This window comes from Herpetosiphon llansteffanensis, assembly GCF_003205875.1.
Lineage (GTDB): Bacteria > Chloroflexota > Chloroflexia > Chloroflexales > Herpetosiphonaceae > Herpetosiphon > Herpetosiphon llansteffanensis.
The window spans coordinates 122,500-144,400 of the sequence record NZ_PUBZ01000022.1 but is presented as its reverse complement, the minus strand read 5'-3'; the positions used below and the strand labels follow the sequence as shown (position 1 = coordinate 144,400).

The 21,901-nt window shown below is 51.4% G+C and carries 16 protein-coding genes; 11 read left to right on the top strand and 5 right to left on the bottom strand.

The window, feature by feature from the left end; translation table 11 throughout:
- Positions 1-486: 486 nt before the first annotated feature.
- Positions 487-1,002 carry a ClbS/DfsB family four-helix bundle protein gene (locus C5S61_RS01770; protein WP_110513408.1) on the top strand — a complete coding sequence of 172 codons (516 nt, stop codon included), beginning with the start codon at positions 487-489 and terminating at the stop codon, positions 1,000-1,002.
- Positions 1,003-1,088: 86 nt separating this feature from the next.
- Positions 1,089-1,604 (top strand): ClbS/DfsB family four-helix bundle protein, encoded by a 516-nt coding sequence (locus C5S61_RS01765; RefSeq protein WP_110513407.1) that lies wholly within the window; start codon positions 1,089-1,091, stop codon positions 1,602-1,604.
- Positions 1,605-1,650: 46 nt separating this feature from the next.
- Here the strand turns inward: C5S61_RS01765 and C5S61_RS01760 are convergent, their stop codons facing one another.
- Complete coding sequence (locus tag C5S61_RS01760) at positions 1,651-2,448, bottom strand: alpha/beta fold hydrolase (RefSeq protein ID WP_110513406.1); 798 nt, start codon at positions 2,446-2,448, stop codon at positions 1,651-1,653.
- Between the two features lie 137 nt (positions 2,449-2,585).
- Here C5S61_RS01760 and C5S61_RS01755 point away from each other — a divergent pair, with 137 nt between their 5' ends.
- Positions 2,586-3,977, top strand: coding sequence for a TolB family protein (locus C5S61_RS01755; protein WP_110513405.1), 1,392 nt, complete (start codon positions 2,586-2,588; stop codon positions 3,975-3,977).
- 142 nt (positions 3,978-4,119) lie between these two features.
- Here C5S61_RS01755 and C5S61_RS01750 read toward each other — a convergent pair whose 3' ends face one another.
- From C5S61_RS01750 to C5S61_RS01740, 3 genes are all read right to left on the bottom strand, one after another.
- The gene (locus C5S61_RS01750) at positions 4,120-5,559 is read right to left on the bottom strand and encodes an O-antigen ligase family protein (RefSeq protein ID WP_110513404.1); all 1,440 of its coding nucleotides are present in this window, start codon (positions 5,557-5,559) and stop codon (positions 4,120-4,122) included.
- Positions 5,560-6,182: 623 nt separating this feature from the next.
- Positions 6,183-6,551 carry a roadblock/LC7 domain-containing protein gene (locus C5S61_RS01745; RefSeq protein ID WP_054535499.1) on the bottom strand — a complete coding sequence of 123 codons (369 nt, stop codon included), beginning with the start codon at positions 6,549-6,551 and terminating at the stop codon, positions 6,183-6,185.
- Between the two features lie 193 nt (positions 6,552-6,744).
- Positions 6,745-7,977 (bottom strand): sugar ABC transporter substrate-binding protein, encoded by a 1,233-nt coding sequence (locus C5S61_RS01740; RefSeq protein WP_110513403.1) that lies wholly within the window; start codon positions 7,975-7,977, stop codon positions 6,745-6,747.
- 208 nt (positions 7,978-8,185) lie between these two features.
- Here C5S61_RS01740 and C5S61_RS01735 point away from each other — a divergent pair, with 208 nt between their 5' ends.
- The 4 genes from C5S61_RS01735 to C5S61_RS01720 all read left to right on the top strand — a co-directional run bounded on the left by C5S61_RS01735 (position 8,186) and on the right by C5S61_RS01720 (position 13,568).
- Positions 8,186-9,139 carry an aldo/keto reductase gene (locus C5S61_RS01735; RefSeq protein ID WP_110513402.1) on the top strand — a complete coding sequence of 318 codons (954 nt, stop codon included), beginning with the start codon at positions 8,186-8,188 and terminating at the stop codon, positions 9,137-9,139.
- Between the two features lie 256 nt (positions 9,140-9,395).
- Positions 9,396-11,372 carry a 1,4-alpha-glucan branching protein domain-containing protein gene (locus C5S61_RS01730; RefSeq protein WP_110513401.1) on the top strand — a complete coding sequence of 659 codons (1,977 nt, stop codon included), beginning with the start codon at positions 9,396-9,398 and terminating at the stop codon, positions 11,370-11,372.
- 116 nt (positions 11,373-11,488) lie between these two features.
- A complete protein-coding gene (locus tag C5S61_RS01725) occupies positions 11,489-12,850 on the top strand; it encodes a phosphoribosylamine--glycine ligase (RefSeq protein WP_110513400.1) in 1,362 nt (453 codons plus the stop codon).
- 79 nt (positions 12,851-12,929) lie between these two features.
- Complete coding sequence (locus tag C5S61_RS01720; protein ID WP_110513399.1) at positions 12,930-13,568, top strand: hypothetical protein; 639 nt, start codon at positions 12,930-12,932, stop codon at positions 13,566-13,568.
- 55 nt (positions 13,569-13,623) lie between these two features.
- Here C5S61_RS01720 and C5S61_RS01715 read toward each other — a convergent pair whose 3' ends face one another.
- Positions 13,624-15,882 carry a (Fe-S)-binding protein gene (locus C5S61_RS01715; RefSeq protein ID WP_110513398.1) on the bottom strand — a complete coding sequence of 753 codons (2,259 nt, stop codon included), beginning with the start codon at positions 15,880-15,882 and terminating at the stop codon, positions 13,624-13,626.
- A 484-nt stretch (positions 15,883-16,366) separates the two neighbouring features.
- Here C5S61_RS01715 and C5S61_RS01710 point away from each other — a divergent pair, with 484 nt between their 5' ends.
- The 4 genes from C5S61_RS01710 (at position 16,367) to C5S61_RS01695 (ending at position 21,457) form a co-directional block, all read left to right on the top strand.
- On the top strand, positions 16,367-17,335 hold the full coding sequence (locus tag C5S61_RS01710) for an ABC transporter permease subunit (protein ID WP_110513397.1): 969 nt from the start codon (positions 16,367-16,369) through the stop codon (positions 17,333-17,335).
- Positions 17,336-18,370, top strand: coding sequence for an ABC transporter permease (locus C5S61_RS01705; protein ID WP_110513396.1), 1,035 nt, complete (start codon positions 17,336-17,338; stop codon positions 18,368-18,370).
- 129 nt (positions 18,371-18,499) lie between these two features.
- Positions 18,500-20,776 (top strand): ATP-dependent helicase, encoded by a 2,277-nt coding sequence (locus tag C5S61_RS01700; RefSeq protein WP_110513395.1) that lies wholly within the window; start codon positions 18,500-18,502, stop codon positions 20,774-20,776.
- 9 nt (positions 20,777-20,785) lie between these two features.
- Positions 20,786-21,457: an O-methyltransferase gene (locus C5S61_RS01695; RefSeq protein WP_110513394.1), complete on the top strand. Its 672-nt coding sequence runs from the start codon at positions 20,786-20,788 to the stop codon at positions 21,455-21,457.
- Positions 21,458-21,901 lie beyond the last annotated feature (444 nt).

The following is a 21,901-nucleotide window of genomic DNA, read 5'->3' as shown; positions in this document are numbered from 1 at the left end:
CGACTTCTACACTTCTAGCTTCGTCGGCAGCGTCAGATGTGTATAAGAGGCAGGGGGAGCCGACCGTGTTGGATCACGCATCGCGACCGAACCGCACGATTAAGCCCCTCGCCCGCGCACGGGCGAGGGGTTGGGGTGAGGGGATCAGGCGGTGGTTAACGTGATGAACCATTACATATAGGCTGTAGGCTCTTGCCTTTTGATTTCTGCCTTTTGGTTTCATCCCTCATACTTCATAATTTAAAAAAGTAGCTTATTTGATCCACGAAGAGCACGAAGCGCACGAAGGATTACTACTCCAAAGCCCATAGCCCATAGCCTATAACCATGTATGCGATGCGCTCTATTCTAAATTTCATCCCTCATAATTCATAATTCATAATTTAAAAAATTAGCTTATTCGTGCTAGAGAATGAGGTAATTACGCCAAATGCTGCTATGCTTAATTTAAGCTTAAGAGTGGTGTTTATTTGGAAGGAATGAATGATGAGCCAAATTGACGATCAAGCTGAGATCACGGTGGCCAACCTCCAAGCACGAATCGCCGCCGCTTGGCAAGCATTCCTCGTATTTCTGCGTGAATTAACCCCCGAGCAATTGACCGGCCCGACCGATGCCCAAGGTTGGACGATCAAAGACCATGCAATGCACATTGCACTCTGGGAAAACAGCCTGTTGGCCTTGCTCAATGCAGAGCCACGCGCCGCTAGCTTCGGCATCGACGAAGCGGTTTGGCAACAAGGCGCTGATGCGATTAACCGCATTCTGCACCAACGATACAACGATCTGCCGATTGACGACGTGTACAAAACCCTTGAAACGAACCACCAAGCAGTTGTCGCACGCATTGCTGAATTCAGCGATCGCGATTTACTGCGTCCGCATCGTGAATTTCAGCCCAGTACAAACCTCAATGATCCGATTATTGGCTGGATGGTTGGTAACACCTTCGAGCACTACCCTGAACACGAAGCCTGGATGCGCGATATTTTAGCCCGCTAGCTAAGCTCAGGGCGCATCTGCTCGCAGCCACTGCTTGGTAGATGCGCCCTGATCACCCATCAGTGCTTTATTGGAAGGAATCGATCATGACCCAAATCGACGATCAAACTCCGCTGACTGCGCAACAATTACAAGCACGCATTGCTGCTAATTGGCAAGAATTGCAAACGTTTTTGGTTGGTTTAAGCCACGAACAAATGACCGGCCCGAGCGATGCAGCAGGCTGGACAATTAAAGATCATGCAATTCATATTGCGCTCTGGGAAAAAAGCATCATAGGTTTGTTGAATGCAGAATCGCGCTGGGGTAGCATCGATATTGATGAAGCAGTTTGGCAACAAGGCTTCGAGACAGTTAATCAGGTGCTGTACCAACGCCACCATGATTTACCACTTGACGAGGTTTATGCCACCCTCGCAGCCAACCATGAAGCCCTAGTAGCGCGGATTGCTCAGTTGAGCGATAGCGATTTATTGCGCCCACAGCGTGAGTTCCAAGCTGGCTCAACCAACGATGAGCCAATTATTGGCTGGATTGTTGGTGATACCTTTGAGCATTATGCAGAGCATCTGCCATGGATGCAGGCAATTCTGAACGCTTAAATGCAAGCAAGGCCACAAATCGTAAAGGTTTGTGGCCTTAGCTTTTTTAGCCAATAAATTCAGCCAGCGCTGCGGTTATCGCTTCTGGGCGCTCCAACACCGACATATGGCTGGCATCGTCGATATAGATCAATTGCGCATTGGGAATCAATTGTTGCATTTGCTCGCTCTTGGTTGGCGGCGTAGACATATCCTCAACCCCAACCACAATCAGGGTTGGCACGCTAATTTGGCTAATGGTATTGGTCACATCGTCGCGCTCAATCACTGGAATAATTGCTTTATACAGCGATTCGCGGTCGGCGTTTGTCCAATAGGCATGCCAATAGCTCTGAACTTGGGGCTGGCGCTCAGCCATTTTGCTGGTATAAAACACCGCATCCAAGCCCTCTTTCAAAGGTTGAATCAGGCCATAGGCGATATAGCCATCGGCCATTTGACGATAGGCATCGAGCAATTCGGGCGCATCGCTAGCCGATGAATCAATCAGGCTCAACGAGAGAAACAGCTCGGGATGTTTGGGGTAGAGCCGCAAGCCAATCATGCCACCCATCGAAACCCCAACCCAATGCACCTGCTTGATGCCCAAATCGCTCAACAATTGATAGGCATCATCGCCCAAACGATACATTGAATAGTCGTCGGGCGTACCGCCGCCCTCAGTTTGGCCTTGGCCACGCCAATCGATCGCAATACAGCGATAGCCTTTGGCCGCGAAATATTCCATTTGTGGCTCGAAAATTCGCCAGTGATACATCAAACCATGGCCGAAGAAAATCACTTGATCGCCAGCGCCACGCTCTTCGTAGTAGTAATGAACCCCATTGACCAGATGTGAAGCCATACACACTCCTTGATCGTTCGATTTCTGTTGCTATTGTAGGCGAAGTATCAGCCAATTTTCAATCGATCATCAGGGTAATTTCGGCCATTTTGGCTACAATAGGCGTATTACCCAACCAATTGAGGAGGAAAGACCTGATGCGACGACTCGCCCAAATCCTTGGGTTGGGGCTATTCCTGGCTGCTTGTGCCACCCAACCTGCGACCCAACCAAGCCCAATGCCGAGCCAAGCCCTACCCGCTAGCTCATTGCCCGAACGCCCAACCGCAACAATTGCCGATTATGCTGCCGAGCCGGCAATTCGCACTGGCTCAGTTATTTTCAACTTGCCTGCTGATGGCAGTATTGGTGCCATCAGTTTGGCAGGCACGACCTTTCAATTAGCCAACCCAACCCAGCCCAACGCCCAGTTGCCATGGTCGGCTTCGCCCGATGGCAAACAGTTGGCGATTGTGGTTGTCAACGATAGCCAGCCCAAAACTGAGCAGCTTGAACTGGCTGAGTTGTGGGTGGTTGGGGTTGATGAGCAAAACCCACGCCGTTTGCTTAATTTGCTGCCAGCAGTCGCTCCTGATCAAGCGCCAATCTTGGGCCGCCAGAGTGCCTTGACTGATAACGCTCCAGTGTGGTCACGTGATGGCAAAACGTTGTTCTTGGCTTCGGCCCACGAAGATTATGTTGATGTGTATGCTGTTGATGTGGCGACTGGCGCAGCCCAACGCGTGACCAACACCCCTGATTTAGAGGTCGATCTGGCTTTATCGTCCAATGGTGACTATTTAGCCTTTGCTTCGGCCAGCAGCTTTGGCACTGGTGGCGGCTGGGGCAACCCAACTGTGCAGGTCTATAATTTTGCTGATGCGAGCTTCACGCCGATTAATGCCGATCCGTTGGCGATGGGGGCAGGGGTTGTTGGCTGGCTTGACCAGCAATTAATTACTCAATTCAATAGCCAGCCAGATGGCCACGCCAGTTTTATCGTGTTTGATGCCAGTATTGGTACGCCTACGCCACTTGCTCAGGCAATGGCCTTTAATCCAGAGTTTCAGGCAGGCACGTTGGTTTATGTCGATCAGCCGCGCGATGGCGTGCCAACTGTCTATCGTTGGCAAGGCAGCGGCGAGGTACAGCAAGTGGAAGGCATTAATGCTAATCGCGTTTCATTAAGCCCTACTGGCCAAGCCATGCTCTTATGCAACTCCGAGCAGCCAAGCTATTGGCGTAACGGCGTGTTGAGTGCGCTCTCAGTCAATAGTTGCGAGCAGAGTGTTTGGGCGGCAGATGATTGGCTGGCGCTCAACGGCACTGAACAATCAAACGGCCTGATTATCAACCCAGAAGGCCAAAGCCAAGTGTTGCCCCACCAAGCTGTGATGGTTGGTTGGAACGAGCAAGTGCTTTACTTTTTTGCGCCCCAAGCTGATGGCTGGCAATTGTTTCAGGCCCAACGAGCGAGCAGTCAATTGCAACCAATTGGCCAACCAGTGAGCAGCAAGCCAAGCAACCCGCGCCTCGTTTTAGCACCATAAATCAGCCCAACCCCGCTGTTTAAGGTGGACAGGGAGACACAACGAGCGGACACAACACGACCTCGGGTTGGAATCCTGGATGGTGTTGAAACCAAACCCAGACCAAAACCGAGGTCGTATGCGAACTCTGCATCATTAACATCTATGGTTGTGATGGGTGATGCTGATCGGCTTTTGCCTCGCGCATAAAAACCATTGCCAAGCCTACCACGCCCCAAAACAGCGTACCCATATGCGGAAACTCAATATTAAAGAAATAATGATCGAGCACACCAACCGCGAGTGCTGCTAAAATTGCTGCCTGCAAGCCAATAATTGCATCGCCAACTGCGCGCTCGCTACGGCGAATAGCTTGCGTGGTAAGTACCAAAAAGGCAATTGCAGTCAAAATGTATAAGCCTAAGCCAACCAAGCCCATGCGCGAGCCAAGCGCCAAATAGACGCTACTCACACCAGTCGTTAGGTCGATATTCGGGGCGCGGCCAAAGCCCACCCCAAACACAGGATACTCGCGCATAATCGCGATTGCATTGCGAAACTCGGCCAAGCGCATTTGATTGGCTTGATCTTTGAACTGAATGCCTTCAACAATCCGCTCGACAAAATTGCCGCCCTTGCCCAAGCCCAAAACAGCGATTGCTCCAGCGATGCCACCAGCGCCAATCAGCCACCACAATTGGCGATAGCGCACGGTTGCCAGAAACAAGCCTGCAATGGCAAAACCGCCGAGCGCCGCCCGTGACGAGGTTAAAAAGACTGCCAAACCAAAGCTGGCAGTGATCAGCCATAACCATTTCCGGCCCAAAACTGGGCGTTGAGCCAAGGCTTGGCCCAGGGCAATCGCCCCCAACAAGGCCATCATGCCGCCAAAACCGTTGGGGTCAATCGAGGTACCAATTGCCCGCTCAAACCCATTCGGGTCGTCTTCGACATAGCGCAAGACGCGGCCACTTGCAGGGTAGCCAATTGGCGCAAGTGCGGTCAAAAAGCGCAGGGCCAAGCCATCGGGGGCGAAGCGCAGGCCAATGCCGAGCAATGCCGCCGCCCAACCAGCCAGAATCAGCAAACGCAGCCACCAACGAGCTTGTTCCAATGAATCGAGCGCATTTTGCACGCCCCAGAACAAACAAATGCCAAGCAGTAATTTGAAATAATTATGCAGCAGCAAACTATCGGGTGAGCCATTCGAGCCAATGATAAAGGAGAAAAATGAGCTACCAAGCAGCAGAATAACCCATGGGGCGAGGCTACCCCAGCGCCAGCTGCGTTCAGGATCGACCAAATTGCGCACGACCAGCATGGCATACAAGGCCAACAAACCTAGCTCAAGCAAGGCTGGGGTTAGGCCAACTTTGAAAGGCAAAGTTCCAAAGGGCAACAGTGTGGCAACCAAAACGCTAGCCGTCAGAATCGAATGCACTGAACGAGCAAACCATGCGCCGACCAGCAAGCCCAGCACGCCTGAGACAACCAAAAAGCCAGGCACAAACGCGGCAAGCGCGCCTAAGCCAACGCCAAGCAGCGTACCGCCAAGAATCAACCCAAGCTCACGTCGTCGATGCTGATCGAATGGTGCAAACATGCCAATCTACCTTTTATAACTGGGGTAACGTTTGATCCACGAAGGACACGAAGAGAACAAAGGACGGAAACCGCGAAGAACTATTTTTTAGCCACGAATTGCACGAATTACACGAATACCTAATTTTTAGCCACAGATTACACAGATTATGAGGATTATATTGTTTAACCCAACAAATGAGCCTTAATGTCTCTGCGCCGCTACGTTATATAGTTGCACTTTGCCTTCATCCTTCATCCTTCATCCTTCATCCTTCATCCTTCGGTACTCTGTGCCTCTGCGTTAATCGTTGTCCTTGGCCTTCATCCCTCATAATTCATCCTTTTCTATGTTCTATGTTCTTCTCCCCGATCCCCGCCCCCTATGCTCTATGTTCTATGTTCTATGTTCTATGCTCTATGCTCTATGCTCTATGCTCTATGTTCTGCTACGCTACCATAGATCGTGGTGTACTGCCAAGCTCAAGGGCCAAATATTGCAAGATTGTAACAGAGCGGCGGCTGGCTAAAATAAAAAAAGCGCCAGCAAGCCACCTGCACATGGCACACTAGCGTTACCCAAGAGCAAAAAAAGGGGCCAGAACCGATTCTGGCCCGCGAACGGTCGTTCGGAGGTCGGCAGCCTTATACGAAATGGGCCAACTCGTTAGCGGTACGCTTCATGTCTAAGAAGATCAGGCCAAGCTTTGCCCGGCTTTGCGCCAAGGCGGTTAGCACTGCATCTTCACCGATTGAAATCAGAATAACGTAGCCTTCTTCACCTTGTACGAAGACGAGGTTAAGTGCGCCACGCCGAAGCTCGCCAGCGATTCGTTCGCCCAGAGACAACATCGCGGCACTCATAGCAGACACACGATCTTCTTCCACATCGTTCGGAAGATTCGAGGCCATGATGAGACCATCAACGCTGACGACCGCCGAGGCTTCGATGTCAGGCGTATTCATCTGCAGTGCCTTGAGATGCCGCACCATCTCTTCGGTTCTGGTTGCCATGCAACTCCTCCTTAGGCCGTAGGCCGGCGTGGAATCTATAATGAATGACTTGCTTGGAACGATCAGCCTTCAGCGGGTTGGCCGTCTGCGCCATTCTACTACATCTTTTGCCAAATATCAACTACAGATCCCACTATAACGGGCTAATTTAGCCCTTGCTTGTCAAGCGGTTCGCTGTAATATGCTGGGTTGGCTACTCGCTCCGTAGCAGGCGATCGGCGTTCGCGATACTTTCTTCCAAGGGTGCGCCATTTAAGCTATTACGCACCAAAGCGATCAGGATGTCCCATCCGTTGTTGAAGCGGAGGGTGGTGGGCCAAGCGCTCGCGCGACTAACTGCCAGCTGAAGTTGTGGATAGAGTGGATCGCTACTGGCTAAGTCGTTACGCACACTTGGTATATCAGCGGCTTGAAAAGCCGTTTGCGCTTTCATCTCCACAAGAAACCGCATCACGTCAAGCGCGGCGTTTTGCTGTTGCTCGGTGCTGCGTGGGCTGATCACAAGCACACTGCTCCGAACAAAGGGTTGCGGTTCTTGGCCGGTTTGGCTCAGGCGTGGCAATGGTTGCACGCCAACGTTCTCCCCCCACAATTGACGATAGGTGCTGATTTGATCGGCCCAGTCAATCGTCATGATCGCACTGTTTTGGCTCACACTGCGAGCTATCAGTCGATGATCATCACGGGCTAACAAGCCTGGATCTTGGGCTAATGCGTCGACCCAGGTTAGCCACTGTAATGTTGGGGTATAGCTTTGGGTTCCCAGAACCACCGCACCAGTCTCATCGAAGATTGCGCCCCCGAAGGCTGGCAGGTAGGGTTGGGTAAAGTATAGCGATAAATTATACGCTAATCCGTACTGTCCTTGATCATCGCTAAACCCGCGAGCGATTTCAAGCCATTCAGCGGTGCTTTGTGGCGGTGTGCTCACAAAGTTTGCCCGATTATAGTACAGCACAGGTAGATTAAGCGTCAATGGCAAGCCATATAACTTGTCGCCATAACGGGCACCATCGAGCGCCGCTGGCACGATTGGCTCAAGGTTAACCTCACGCAGTCGTTCTGTCAGATCAATAATCAGTTGTTGATCTGCAAGCTCGCCTACCCAACGATTTTCGTTAAGCCAGATTAGGTCTGGTGGTGTGCCTTCAAGCAGTGCCGCCCGATAATCGTGCAGAAGGTTTGGCCCACGATTGACAATTTGAATCACAACGTTTGGATGTGCACGTTGGTATTCTAACAGCAATCGCGTGAAAAGTTCACTGCGTTGGGCATCAGCTCCATGCCAAATTACCAGTTGCGTGCGGGTCAGAGGATTAGCGGTAGCCCCTGGGGTTAACAACGTGTTATCATAGCTTGTTGCGCTACAACCAACAATGAAAATCCCAATCATCAAAAGGCTAAAATACCGCCATACTGCCCTCATGGGTGTATCCCGTTCTTTCGTTAATTGCGTTTTATCTGATTATAAAGGCATAAAACGCCAACGAATCATCAAAAGTATACCATGCTCAGGCGTTACTGACAAGCTGAGGTAGCTGGCTAGGCTTGGCCACATTCCAGCACTTGACTTTGAGCGCACTCAAAGGTGTAGACTGCCTGCATTGGTTTATGATCCATTGCTGGAGGCAGGAATGAAACAACGGTCACTAGGCAGCCAAGGACTCACAGTTAATCCAATTGGCTTAGGTTGTATGGGTATGTCGGAGTTTTATGGCCCAACCGACGAGGCCGAATCGCTGGCAACCATCGATCGAGCCTTGGAATTAGGCGTGAATTTCTTCGATACCGCCGATATGTATGGGCCTTTTACCAATGAGCAATTGGTTGGCAAGGCGTTCAAAGGTCGCCGCGATCAGGTTATTCTGGCAACGAAATTTGGTATTCAACGGGGCCCCGATAATCAGCGCTCAATCAATGGCCGGCCTGAATATGTTAAAGCCGCCTGCGATGCCTCGCTGCAACGCTTGGGCGTTGAGCATATCGATCTCTATTATCAGCATCGGGTTGATGCCAATGTGCCAATTGAGGAAACGGTCGGCGCAATGGCCGAGTTGGTACAGGCTGGCAAGGTGCGCTACATCGGTTTATCCGAAGCCGATGCCCCAACAATTCGGCGCGCCCATCAAGTTCACCCAATTAGCGCCTTGCAAACCGAGTATTCGCTCTGGTCGCGCGAGCCAGAAATTGAAATTTTGGCGACAACTCGTGAGTTGGGCATTGGCTTTGTGGCCTATAGCCCACTGGGGCGTGGCTTCTTGACTGGCCAATTTCGCAGCGTCGATGATTTTGCCGCCGATGATTATCGCCGCTACTCACCACGCTTCCAAGGCGAGAATTTTCAACGCAACTTGAGCTTGGTGCAGCATATTGAGCAACTGGCCAGCCAAAAAGGCATCACGCCAGCTCAATTGGCCTTGGCTTGGGTCTTGGCCAAAGGCGATGATATTGTGCCAATTCCAGGCACCAAGCGCCGTCGCTACCTCGAAGAAAATATGGCGGCTTTGAATGTTGAGCTCAGCGCCGCCGAGCTGGCCGCAATTGATGCTGTGTTGCCAATCGATGCTGCGGTGGGCACGCGCTATTAGTTCTTGATTCCCTCACCCCCCAGCCCCCTCTCCCACGAAAACGCGGGAGAGGGGGAGTCGACGATGGTTTCCCAGCGATCTGGGTGAAAAAGCCCCTCGCCCGCGCACGGGCGAGGGGTTGGGGTGAGGGGATCACGCTTGCGCATAAAGCACCGCTCCACAAGCCTCGCGGCATACTTCTGGCTTGCGAACACCTGCTATAATGGGAACCGACCTCTGCAACATGTCCCGCATGTTCCGCACAGAAGGAGCATCTATGCCAAAACAAGGTGCGTTTACGTTTGTCTTACATAGCCACTTGCCCTATTGTCGCAAAGCTGGCCGCTGGCCTCACGGTGAAGAATGGCTTCACGAGGCCGCTTCCGAGACGTATATTCCACTACTCAATGCGCTGACTGATCTGATCAACGATGGGGTTACACCTCGCTTGACGATTGGGATTACGCCAATTCTGACCGAACAATTGGCCGACCCAACGATTTTGCACAATTTCGAAGAGTATCTCGACGAAAAGATTGTTGCTGCTCAAGCTGATATTGATCGCTTGGCCGATGTTCAGGCTGTTTGGGAAGCCGCCCAACGGGCTGAATTAGAGCCAGAGCCAGAGCCAGAGTCAACTCCACTGCTTTCGAGCGAAGAGCTTGAAAGCCTAATTACGAAAAACGATGCCCTGCTTTCTTCAACTGCTGGTGATTCGCCAGCCCCTCTCCATGCAGGCTTGTTGAGCGCCACCACTGTTGCTAGCGCCGACGTTGCGGAAATTGATGAAGCTGCTGATGCTGATGCCGAGGAAGAACTTGACGTTGAGGCAGAGCTTGAAGAACCTGCTCCCCTAGAGCAACCTGATCCCCACAAAGCCTATTTGGCCCAGTGGTATCGCGATTGGTACAGCATGATCAAGCGCTCGTTTATCGAACGTTATAACCGCGATATTGTCGGAGCCTTCCGCCAATTGCAAGATGCTGGCTATATCGAAATTATTACTTGTGGCGCAACCCATGGCTACTTGCCATTGGTGAGCCGCGATTCAACGATTTATGCCCAAATTGCGGTTGCAGTGCAAAGCTACGAGCGCCATTATGGCCGCAAACCCAAAGCGATTTGGCTGCCAGAGTGCGCCTATCGCCCAGCCTACTACCCTGAAGATCGCAGCGAAACCGAGCGCAAACCAGGGGTCGAAGAATTTCTCGAAGCCCAAGGCATCGAGTGTTTCTTCGTCGAAACCACCACCATCGAAGGTGGCGCGCCCATGGATAAAGCCGAGGGCAAAATTCTTGGGCCATATGGCGATACGCTGCGCAAATATGTTGTGCCAGTGACGCGCGAAGTTCCGCCAACTGGCAATAGCACGCTTCAGCCCTACTTGGTTGGCTTGAGCGATAAAGTTGCCGCGATTGGTCGCCATCACAAAACTGGCTTGCAGGTGTGGTCGGCAGAATGGGGCTATCCAGGCGATGCCAACTATCGCGAGTTTCATCGCAAAGATAGTGAAAGCGGCATGCAATATTGGCGCATCACTGGGCCAAAAGTCGATCTTGGCTTCAAAGATTACTATCATCCCGATTGGATTAACGACAAAATTCATGCCCACGCCGATCACTTCACCAATTTGGTGCATCAAGTGATCAGCGAATATCGCGGCCAAACTGGGCGCTATGGCCTGATTTCATCAAACTACGACACCGAATTGTTCGGCCACTGGTGGTTTGAAGGGGTCGATTGGATGCGCGAAGTGCTGCGGCGCTTGGCAGCCAATCCCGATATTGATCTGACCACGGCTTCGGAATATATTGCCAATAATCCACCGCGTGAATCGTTGAACCTACCCGAAAGCTCGTGGGGTTCCAATGGCACGCACCAAACCTGGCTCAACCCAGAAACCGAGTGGATGTGGCCAATTATTCATGCGGCAGAAAAACGCATGGAGGGTTTAGTCGCAGCTTATCCCCAAACCGATGGCGATTTGGCTGAGGCCTTGGCCCAAACTGCTCGCGAATTGCTGCTGTTGCAGTCGAGCGACTGGCCTTTCTTGGTAACAACTGGTCAAGCCCAAGATTATGCCACCAAGCGCTTTAATGAGCATGTCGATCGGTTTAGCCAATTGGCTGATGCAATTGAGGCCAATGACCTTGGCTTGATGCGCGAACTTACCGCAAGCTTCAACGACCTTGATAATCCATTCCCAACGATTGATTATCATGTGTTTGCTGCCCGTGAGGGTTTGGTCGCTTAACCAATGGAGCCAACTGGTGTGGGCTGACTGCACCAGTTGGCTCTTGATCTGAATGCAAGCGTTACGAATCGCTAAATCAAGCTTTGATTTGGCGATTCTATTAGTAATTTAGGCCTATGAAAGTACTTGTGCTTGGCAACAGTGGCGCAGCCCATGCCTATGTTTGGAAGTTGTTCAACAGCCAGCGGATTGATAGTTTAGCCACCGTACCTGGCAATGGTGGGACAAGTTTGCTTGTGCCAAACGCAGAGCCATTTGAAAACATGACCGAGTTGGCGAAGTGGGCCTACGATGAGCATTTTCAGGTGATTGTGCCAGCAGAGGGCAGTTATCTGAGCAACGGTTTGGCCGATGCAGCGCTCATGTATAAAATTCCGGTCTGTGGGCCGCCCAAACAGTCGGCGGTGCTTGAACGCTCGCGCTTGTGGCTCAAAGAATTTCTCAATCGCCACCAAATTCCAACCTCAACTGGCCGCGCTTTAGGTGATTTGGCAACTGCTGAGCGGTATGTTGCCTCGCAGCCAATGCCAATTGTGTTGTGGGGCGATTATCCTTCTGAATACGATGGGGCCTATACCGATCGGGCTGAAGCATTGGCGGCCTTGGCTGGAATTTTTGCCTTGCCACCACGCGCAGGCCATTATCGTGGCGTGGTGATTGAGCAACCTGCACTTGGCCCAACCGTCGCGCTTTCAGCCCTGACCGATGGAACCACCTTGATTCCAATGCAAGCTGTGCGTATCTACGATCGGCTCGATGATAACGATCAAGGCTGGGCGGCTGAAGGCATGGGTGCACATACCACGCCTAGCGGCATCCTCAAGCAAATTGGCGATTATCTGAGTGCAAGCATTTTGGAGCCAATTCGGGCTGCTCTACTACGCGATAAACTGCCGTGGTGGGGTATTTTGGGTGTCGATTGCGCCATTACCTCGCGCGGGCCGCAAGTCTTGCGCATTCGCACAACGCTTAGCGATCCAGAGGCCCAAGTGCTGTTGCCCTTGCTCGAAGACGATTTGTTTCCGCTGCTGGTTGCGGCCAATAATCGTAGTTTGCTGAATGTGCCAGCCCTACGTTGGCGGCCAGAAGCCAGCGTGGGTGTGACCATGGTGGCAAGTGGCTATCCCCACAGTTTTAGCACCGACATGGCAATCGATGGCATCGCCGAGCTGGAGCCTGGCGTTGTGGCATTTCAAAATGAAACTGCTAATCCCAATGGCTTGCGCTATGTTTCCGAAGAAATGCATATGCCCGAAAAGCGCAGCTTGTTGAGTGGGGTTAGTAGTGCGCTGAGCGATGCGATGTTAGTCCGTTCAATGGGCGGCAATCACCTTTCTTCAAAGGCTGGCCGGATTGTGACCGTGACGGCGCAAGCGGCTACGTTGGCTGATGCCCATACAAAAGCCTATCAGAATCTCAAACGCCTGCGCATCGCATCAGCGACCTATCGCAACGATATTGGCCTGCGCGAACTCTAGCAGATCAGTCTTTGGTCGCTAGTCTTGGCCAAAAATCGCACGTATGCTACGGTTAATCTACAGTTGAGGGAAGTTGAATATGTATCTGCTCCGCACCATTGGGCTTGGGCTGTTATTGATCGTGCTTACTGGCTGTTCGCTCAATGCCGAACCACGCTCAATCCAAGAAGCCTACGATCAAGGCTTAATCGATTTAGCATTTAAAAACTCTGGTACTGCTGGTAGTGTCCTGATGATGACCGTCACTGGCAAAACTGATCGCTCGCTGCGGATCACGATTCCTGCTGGCCTCATTTTGGATAATCAAAGCGCTGATCACGAAGATATGGTCTTAATTGCCTATGAAGGTCAGCTTGATACCCCCGAAGATACCTATATCCACTCAAGGGCACTGATTACGAAACAGGATACCGCTCGCTACGGCGTAATTGAAGCCTACAGCCTTGAATTGTATGCTGAACCAGGTGTTGAAGCTGATACCTATGCGTTTGATGGCTTTGTTGATACGGAATTGCAACGCCTGATTGACCATTTGGCTATGCAAAGCAGCGACGAGTTTGTGGCCAAACAATTGGCAATTTGGGCCTTGACCGATAACCCCGATCACGCTACTGCTTCAGAGATTATCGAATTTAGCGAGCACGATGTGGCGCAGGCGCGCACATTTTTGCTTGCCGCCAAATTTGACCCGACCAACTATCTGCTGTTTCAAGAATAAACAAAACCCCCGCCATTTTCTCAATGGCGGGGGTTTTTGGTTCTACGCACTGAATTTAGGCGGCTGGTGGTTGCTCGCCAACCGATTGCAAGAGAATTTCGGCTACGTCTTTGCGGCCAAGGGTTTCTGATTGGTTGGTGTTCTTGGCAGCGTCCTCGAACATCACCATACAGAAGGGGCAGCCCATCGCCACGGTATCGGGCTTTTCGGTTTGCAATTGTTCAAGCCGAATCACATTGACGTGTTTATCGCCCCAACCTTCGAGCCACGCGTTGCCGCCACCGCCACCACAACACATCGCTTTTTCGCGATTGCGTGGGCCAGCCTCGACCAACTCCAAGCCAGGAATACTATTCAGCACATTGCGTGGCTCTTCGTAAATATCGTTGTAGCGGCCAATGTAACATGGGTCGTGATAGACGACTTTTTCGTTGACTGGTACGGTTGGGTTGAGCTTACCAGCTTCGACCAAATCGTTCAAGAATTCGGTATGGTGCACCACTTCGTAATCCACGCCAGCTTTGCCGCCAAATTGCGGATACTCGTTTTTGACAGTATTGTAGCAGTGGGCACAGGTGGTGACGATCTTCTTGAATTTGTATTGGCCCATGGTTTCGATATTGGTATTGGCTTGTTGTTCGTACAACAATTCCTCGCCCATGCGGCGGGCTGGGTCGCCAGTACAGGTTTCTTCATCGCCAAGGATGGCAAAATCGACCCCAGCTTTTTGCATGAGCTGCACCATTGCGCGGGCGGTTTTCTTCGAGCGATCATCATACGATGGCGCACAACCAACCCAATACAAGACCTCGGCTTCTTCTTTTTCGGCCAAGGTTGGCACGTCGAGGCCATCGGCCCACGCGGTACGCTGGCGCTGAGGCAATTTCCATGGGTTGCCATTGCGCTCGATACCCTGTAATACTGTCTTGACCCCTGATGGAATTTCGCCCATCACCATGGTCAAGTTGCGGCGGAAATCGATAATGTCATCGACATGCTCAATCGTCGCTGGACACTCGGTCATACAGGCGCGACAGGTGGTACAAGCCCATAGTTCGTTCTCGGTGACAATACCTTGCTCATACAATGGCAAGGTTTCGGGCGTGCCTTCGAGCAATTCGATTTTCACGCCATTGCTAACAGTTGGTGCGGCTGCGGTTGAGCCAGCAGGCTGCACCATCACCACCGTGCCATCGCGCTTCATCACTGGGCCGCCATGCATCAAATCGCTCATCTTGGTAATCAGCCATTTGGGCGAAAGATCGGAGCCAGAGGCAAAGGCCGGACAATTATCTTGACAGCGGCCACAGCGCATACAGGCATCGAAGTCCATGCGACGCTTCCATGAGAAGTCGCTCAGGCTGGTAATGCCCAATTTTGGCTCATCTTTTTCCAGTTCCTCTTCCATGTTTGGAATGCGGTCGAGCGCACCTTTGGGGTCGCGATCGCGGAACAAAGTATTGAGCGGGGTATAGAAAATGTGGCGAAATTTGGTAAAGGGAATCGAGCCAACGAAGGCAAAAACCACCGCCATATGGCTCAGCCAGAGCACGCGGTGAATCCATAAGGCAACTTGGCTATGAATGATCGTGCCATCGGCAGCGCGTTCGACCCCAAGACCGATAGCGCGGGCAACTGCTGCCCCAGGATAGCCGAAGATCGCCCATTTGGCCCAGCCTTGCTCGTAGACAATCGCGGTAACGGCGTTTGCTCCTTCGCCAACGGTCATAGTTTGGTTGGCCAAGCGCAGAATTTCAATAAAGTAGCCACCAACCACAATGAAAATCATCGACCAAAGCACCCATGCATCGGTACGGCGATTATCCAAGCGGGTTGGTTTGGTTTTGTAGCGTCGCCACAACGCCCAGAGCAAACCAGCTAAAAAGACCACACCCATGACATCGAGAATCAGCTCGTAATACTGATAAAAGCCACCAGTTAAAATCTTGCCTTGCTCTTCACCTGCAATCGGAATGGTGAAGTCGGCTTCAGCGGCAATAATATCGGTGCCGATAAACAGCGCCAAAAAGCCGTAGAAGATAAAGGTGTGCATAATGCCTGGCGTGCGATCGCGTAAGACGCGCTTCTGCCCAAAAACCTCGGTTGTCGTTGACCACAAGCGACTGGCAAAATTGGTTGAGCGCACTGTTGCATGGCCGCGTCGCCACAACAGAATGTCTTGATACATCTTGTAGAACATCGTGCCAATGGCGGCGATGGCAAACAAGTACAACACATACTCAACCGCATGCGGTAAGTTCCAGTAAATCTCGCGAACGGCGATAACTTGGCTGTTGAATAAGATTTCGTGCATGGGCGTTCCTCATCGAACTGGTTGAACACGGTGTGGGTCTATTGTATTACAAAAGAGGATATGCCGAGTTTAGCACGCATGACATCATGCGTCAAACGTTTTAGTGGGGATCAGAGGTTAGGGATCGGGGATCGGGAATGCGGTTTTTAGGCGTATCAATGCTGCGATTGCTGGAGAAATGAGAAGGATTCCCTCACCCCAAACCCCTCTCCCGTGGCGCAGGCGAGGGGCTTTAACCTCGTGGTTTTACCGCTATATTTTGGTACACAATGATCGGCTCCCCCTCGCCCGCGTTTTCGTGGGAGAGGGGGCTGGGGGGTGAGGGCATAATTCATTACTTTAGCTATTAAATTATTCATCTGCTAGCTAGATTATTGGTTAATTGCAGCGAAGTCGGTCATAAGGCTGAACCTTTTATTATGTGGATGAGTAATATACACAATACCTCAACGCTCATCCTCAGGGCCAATTGGAGACTAGATTTATGAGCCGACTTGTATTACGCAAACTTGCATTATTGATCGTGTTAGTGCCGGCATTACATTTGTTCGGGGCGTGGTATGCCTATAAGTATACAGGCTATTTTTATCCACCTAAACCAATTGTTATCATGACTGAGAATGGTAGAACTGACGGTGTACAGTATGATAGGCAACCATTTATGACCCGTTATCGCGAAACGATTAGCGCGATGGCGAAAGGCGACCTTGGCCGAATTAATAAAGATCGCACGAAAGTCAACGAATATATTGATGATTTTATCATTCGTTCAGCAAAATTGTTGGGTGTAGCGTTTCTGACGACGATTATTTTGGGCTTAGGCATGTGTTTGCTGGCAATTTCGCCCCGCACTGGGCGCATCTCACCAGTGATGGTTAGCGTGTTTACGCTTGGCAATGCTATTCCTGGCTTTTTCTTGGGGTCGTTATTGGTTTTAGCTTTGTTGTATGTCAAACGTGTGGGCTGGACGAATCAATTATTGTTGCCGGTTCAGGGTTATACCACATCGAAACATCTGATTTTACCTGCGCTCATTTTGGCTTTGCGGCCTGCTTTTTATATTGCCTCAATTGGCGCAGGGTTGCTCGAAAACGAATTGCAACAAGATTATGTGCGCTTTGCCAAAAGTAAAGGCTTGCGTTGGACGACGATTGTGCGTCGCCATGCGATTCCGAATGTTGCGCCTGCGGTTTTTGCGAGCTTAGGCCGTGGCTTACAAATGGCGGTCGGCAGTTTGGTGTTAGTTGAATCCTTGTTTGATTGGCGTGGTATTGGCTGGATGTTATTCAATAGCCTGACCAATACCAAAGCAATAACCTCCTTCCATCCGCTGATTTTGGGCTTGTTGCTGGCGATGCTGGGCGCTGTATTAATTGTGGTTGATTTAGTGGCCTCTGTTTTGAGCCTTTGGATCAATCCGCTTGGGCGGCATACTAGTGCAGGGAGAGGCTAAATGAAAAATCTGCCATTAACCTTAGGTTTGTTGATTACTGGTTTGATGTTGTTGATTGCGATTTTCGGCCCGAGCCTTGCGCCGCATGATCCGCTGGCCGAAAATCGTTCGTTTCGCTATCAAGGCAAGTTTTATGGTGGCCCGCCGCGCGAAGCCTTGCCACCATTTGTTCACCCTGAACATCCCTTGGGTTTCGACGATATTAGCCGCGATTTGCTGAGCCGCTTATTGTGGGCGGTGCGGCCAACCTTGATTTTATGTGCCATTATTGCCAGTGTGCGCTTGGTGATTGGCATGGCAATTGGCGGCATTACCGGGTTATTGGGTCAACGGGTAGCTTGGGTGCTCGATACGATGATGAGCATTACCAGCGCCATCCCAATTTTGATTATTGCCTTGGGCTATTTGATCTGGACGACTGGGACACCGCTGCTGACCTATCAGGGCACTACGCCGCTGATTGCCAATAAGGCTGGCATGAGCACCTTTCTGATCGCCTTATGTTTAACTGGTTGGGTCAATAGCGCAAGTGTGATTCAAGGTCAAGTGCAGAAGGTGTTACAGGCCCAGTATTTAGAAAGTGCCCATGCGATTGGCCTTAACCGCTGGCAAATTGCCTATCGCTATATTTTGCCCCAAATGCTGCCACTGTTGCCGATGTTGCTGGCCAGCGAATTAACTGCCGTTACCTTGATTGTGGCCGAGCTTGGCTATTTGGGCTATTTTATTGGCGGTAGTTATGTCTACAGCGATTATACCAAAGATGTTCCCTTGCCTGATATTGTCAAACAAAAAGCCAGCCAACCGGAGCTAGGCCAGATGCTTTCGGATTTCTTTGGCCAATATAGCCGTTCGCCTTGGGTCTCGGTGTTTGCTGGCATTTTGATGGTGTTGCTGTTAGTTGGTTTTACGCTCACCAGCGAAGGCTTGCGCCGCCAGTTGGATATTACGCGGCCTCACCGTAAAAGTTGGCGCAGCCTGTTTCAACGCAAAACCAGCAAAACCAGCAACACCAAGCTGAATCAAACAGCCTAAGCCCTTGCTATCGCCAATCATTTTTTTGCTTTCGCTCACCTGTTCCAACACAGCGCCGGAACGGGTACAATAGAGCCAGCAAGATTGACATCGATCACGGTTTTTGACCGTCATGTAAGGACTAGATCAATGACTCACCCGCTGCTGATTGGGCTGAATGCTCAACAACAACGCGCAGTCCAAGCGATTCATGGGCCAGTGTTGGTGCTGGCTGGCCCAGGCTCAGGCAAGACCCGCGTGCTCACTCATCGTATTGCCTATTTGATTAATGAAGTTGGCGTGCGCCCCTATAACATTTTGGCGGTGACCTTTACCAACAAGGCTGCCCGCGAAATGCGCGAACGGCTTGGCAATTTAATTGGCGAAAGTCGCGCCCACGATGTGATGATGGGCACATTCCACTCGATTTGTGCCCGTTGGCTGCGGCGCGATATTCAGCACTTGCAACGCGCCAACGACTTTGTGGTCTACGATGCAGACGATCAGCAGCGGGTGATGAAGCAGATTTTGCGCGAATTGGATTTAAGCGAGAAGCAATATAACCCGCGTTCGATCCACGCCCGCATTTCTGCCGCCAAAAACGAATTAATTGGCGTAGCCGAATTTGCCCGCAGCGTCAGCAGCTATTTTGATGAAATTGTGCTGCGCTGTTATGAACGCTACGAGAAGCAATTATTCGCCAATAATGCGCTTGATTTTGATGATTTGCTGCTCAAAACGGTTAATTTGTTTGAATATCATCCCGAAGTGCTGGCCCGTTACGCTGAGCGCTACGTCCATGTGATGGTCGACGAAGTGCAAGATACCAATCGGGTGCAATTTTCGTTGGTCAATCACGTTGGCGCTGGCCACAACAACTACTTTTTAATCGGCGATATTCAGCAATCAATTTATGCCTGGCGTGGCGCGCGCTTGGCCAATGTGCGCGAATTTGAAGAAGCGCATCCCGATGTGCAAATTATTCCCCTCGAGCAAAATTACCGTTCAACCCAACCAATTCTCGATGTGGCCCAATCGATCATCGATGCAGCCCACGATCGTCGCCATACCACCAAAATCTGGACTGATCAGCAGGAAGGCGACTTGGTTTCGCTGGTCGAGGCCTACGATCACAACGAGGAAGCCCGTTGGGTTGCCGACGAAATTATGCGCATTCGCGGTCGCGATGGTCGTTCGCTTGACGATTTTGCTGTGATGTATCGTACCAATGCCCAATCGCGAGCCTTTGAAGAAGCGATGATTAGCCGTGGCCTACGCTACAAGTTGGTCGGCGGCACGCGCTTCTACGAGCGCAAAGAAATTAAAGATATTGTGGCCTATCTGCGCATCATCCATAACCCGCACGACGAAGTTAGTTTGCTGCGGGTGATTAACGTGCCAGGCCGCAGCATTGGCGATCGCACCCAACAAGAGTTGCTGCAATGGGCGCGCAATCTCGATATTTCAATTTGGGATGCGCTAGAACTGTTAGTTACCAACGAGGCCCAAAATCCACCAATTGGTGGCCGAGCGCGCAACGCCGTCGAGCAATTTCAAAAATTGGTGGCTGGGCTACGCGATCTGCGCCACGATTTAATGCTTGGTGAATTGATTCAACGCTTGCTCGAGCGCGTGCCATTCCAAGATCTCTTGGTGGCCGAGTATGGCGAGGAAGAAGGCGCTGAACGCTGGGAAAATATTCTCGAATTGCAAAATGTCAGTATGGAATATTTAGCCTTGCCAACCGAGGATCAATTGCCACGCTTTTTAGAAGAAGTAGCGTTGGTCAGCGATGTTGATAGCCTTGACACCAGCAAAGCTCGCGAACCAGGCGTGACCTTAATTACCTTGCACCAAGCCAAAGGCCTTGAATATCCGGTGGTATTTTTGGCTGGGCTGGAAGAAGGATTATTGCCCCACGGGCGCTCGATTGACGATCCTGAAAGTATCGAAGAAGAACGGCGCTTGTTGTATGTTGGCACGACTCGCGCTAAACAACGGCTGTATATGCTCTATGCCTTCAAACGCGCCACATGGGGCCGCACCGATTTAACCATTCCTTCGCGCTTTTTGGGCGATATTCCCAAAGATTTGCTGCAGCGCACGCCCATTCGTGAGGTCAAGCAAATGCCAGTGCATGCTGCGACCCAATGGCAAAGCAGCACGCCGCAACGCACGCGGGGAGCGCAACCAAGCCCGAGCAGCATGTGGAGTGGCACAAGTGGGCCAGCCCGACCCAAACGCCCAGAACGCGAGCCAAGCGCCGCCAGTTATAACGCTGGCGATAAAGTGCGCCATGCCAATTTTGGCGAGGGCGTTGTCGTCAGCAGTAAAATGGTTGGCGACGACGAAGAAGTAACAGTGGCGTTTCCTGGCAAAGGCGTGAAAAAACTGCTCGCTGCCTTCGCCAAACTCGAACGAGTCTAGGAGGATGCGATGAATCAAGCAACATGGGATGCAGTTGATCAGTTTATTTCCGATTCGTTGGTGCAGGCTGATCCGATTTTGGAATCAGCCTTGCAAGCGAGCGCCGATGCAGGCTTGCCGCCAATCAATGTTGCGCCCAACCAAGGCAAATTGCTACACCTATTTGCGCTGATGTGTGGTGCGAAACGCATTTTAGAAATTGGCACCTTGGGCGGCTATAGCTCTATTTGGTTGGCTCGGGCCTTGCCTGCAGATGGCACATTGATCACGCTGGAATATGAGCCGCATCATGCCGAGGTTGCCAAGGCCAATCTTGCCAAGGCTGGCTTGAGCAATAAGGTCGAGGTGCGGGTTGGCGCGGCCTTAGATAGCTTGGCTCAATTAGCCGATGAAGCTATTGAGCCATTTGATCTTATTTTTATTGATGCAGATAAGCCGAATAATCCCCATTATTTGGCTTGGGCGCTCAAATTTGCTCGTGTTGGCACGGTGATTATTGGCGATAATGTGGTGCGGAGTGGAGCCGTCACCGATGCTAACAATCCTGACCCAGCGATTCAAGGCACGCGTCAATTGTTTGCTGATTTGGCTGCGAACCCCAAGCTCACTGCTACCGCGCTGCAAACCGTCGGCAGCAAAGGCTACGATGGCTTTGCCATTGCAATTGTGCAGCAGATCTAAGATTCCCTCACCCCCGATGCCCCTCTCCTTATAAGGGTAGGTTTTTAGCGATTGGGAGGTTGTGGAGCATTCCCTCACCCCCCAGCCCCCTCTCCCACTGAACGCGGGCGAGGGGGAGCCAATCATCGTTTAGCGACACATTTCGCCAAAACCACGGGGTAAAAGCCCCTCGCCCGCGCTACGGGAGAGGGGTTGGGGTGAGGGGATCTTAACACCGACCCTTGAAAGCCAGCCCTCTCACCCGCGCTACGGGAGAGGGGTTGGGGTGAGGGGAAATACCCACACAATTCTTAAAAGCCCTAATAAATTTCTATCACAACCTTGATTAAGCATAGATAATGCCTATGTTAAACCAAGGGTCTCTCTAGTTGCAGGAACGGCAGGCGGCGAGTACCATAGTAGGCAGAGCTAGAAACGAGAAATTGTTCTCGAACCAGCATGTCC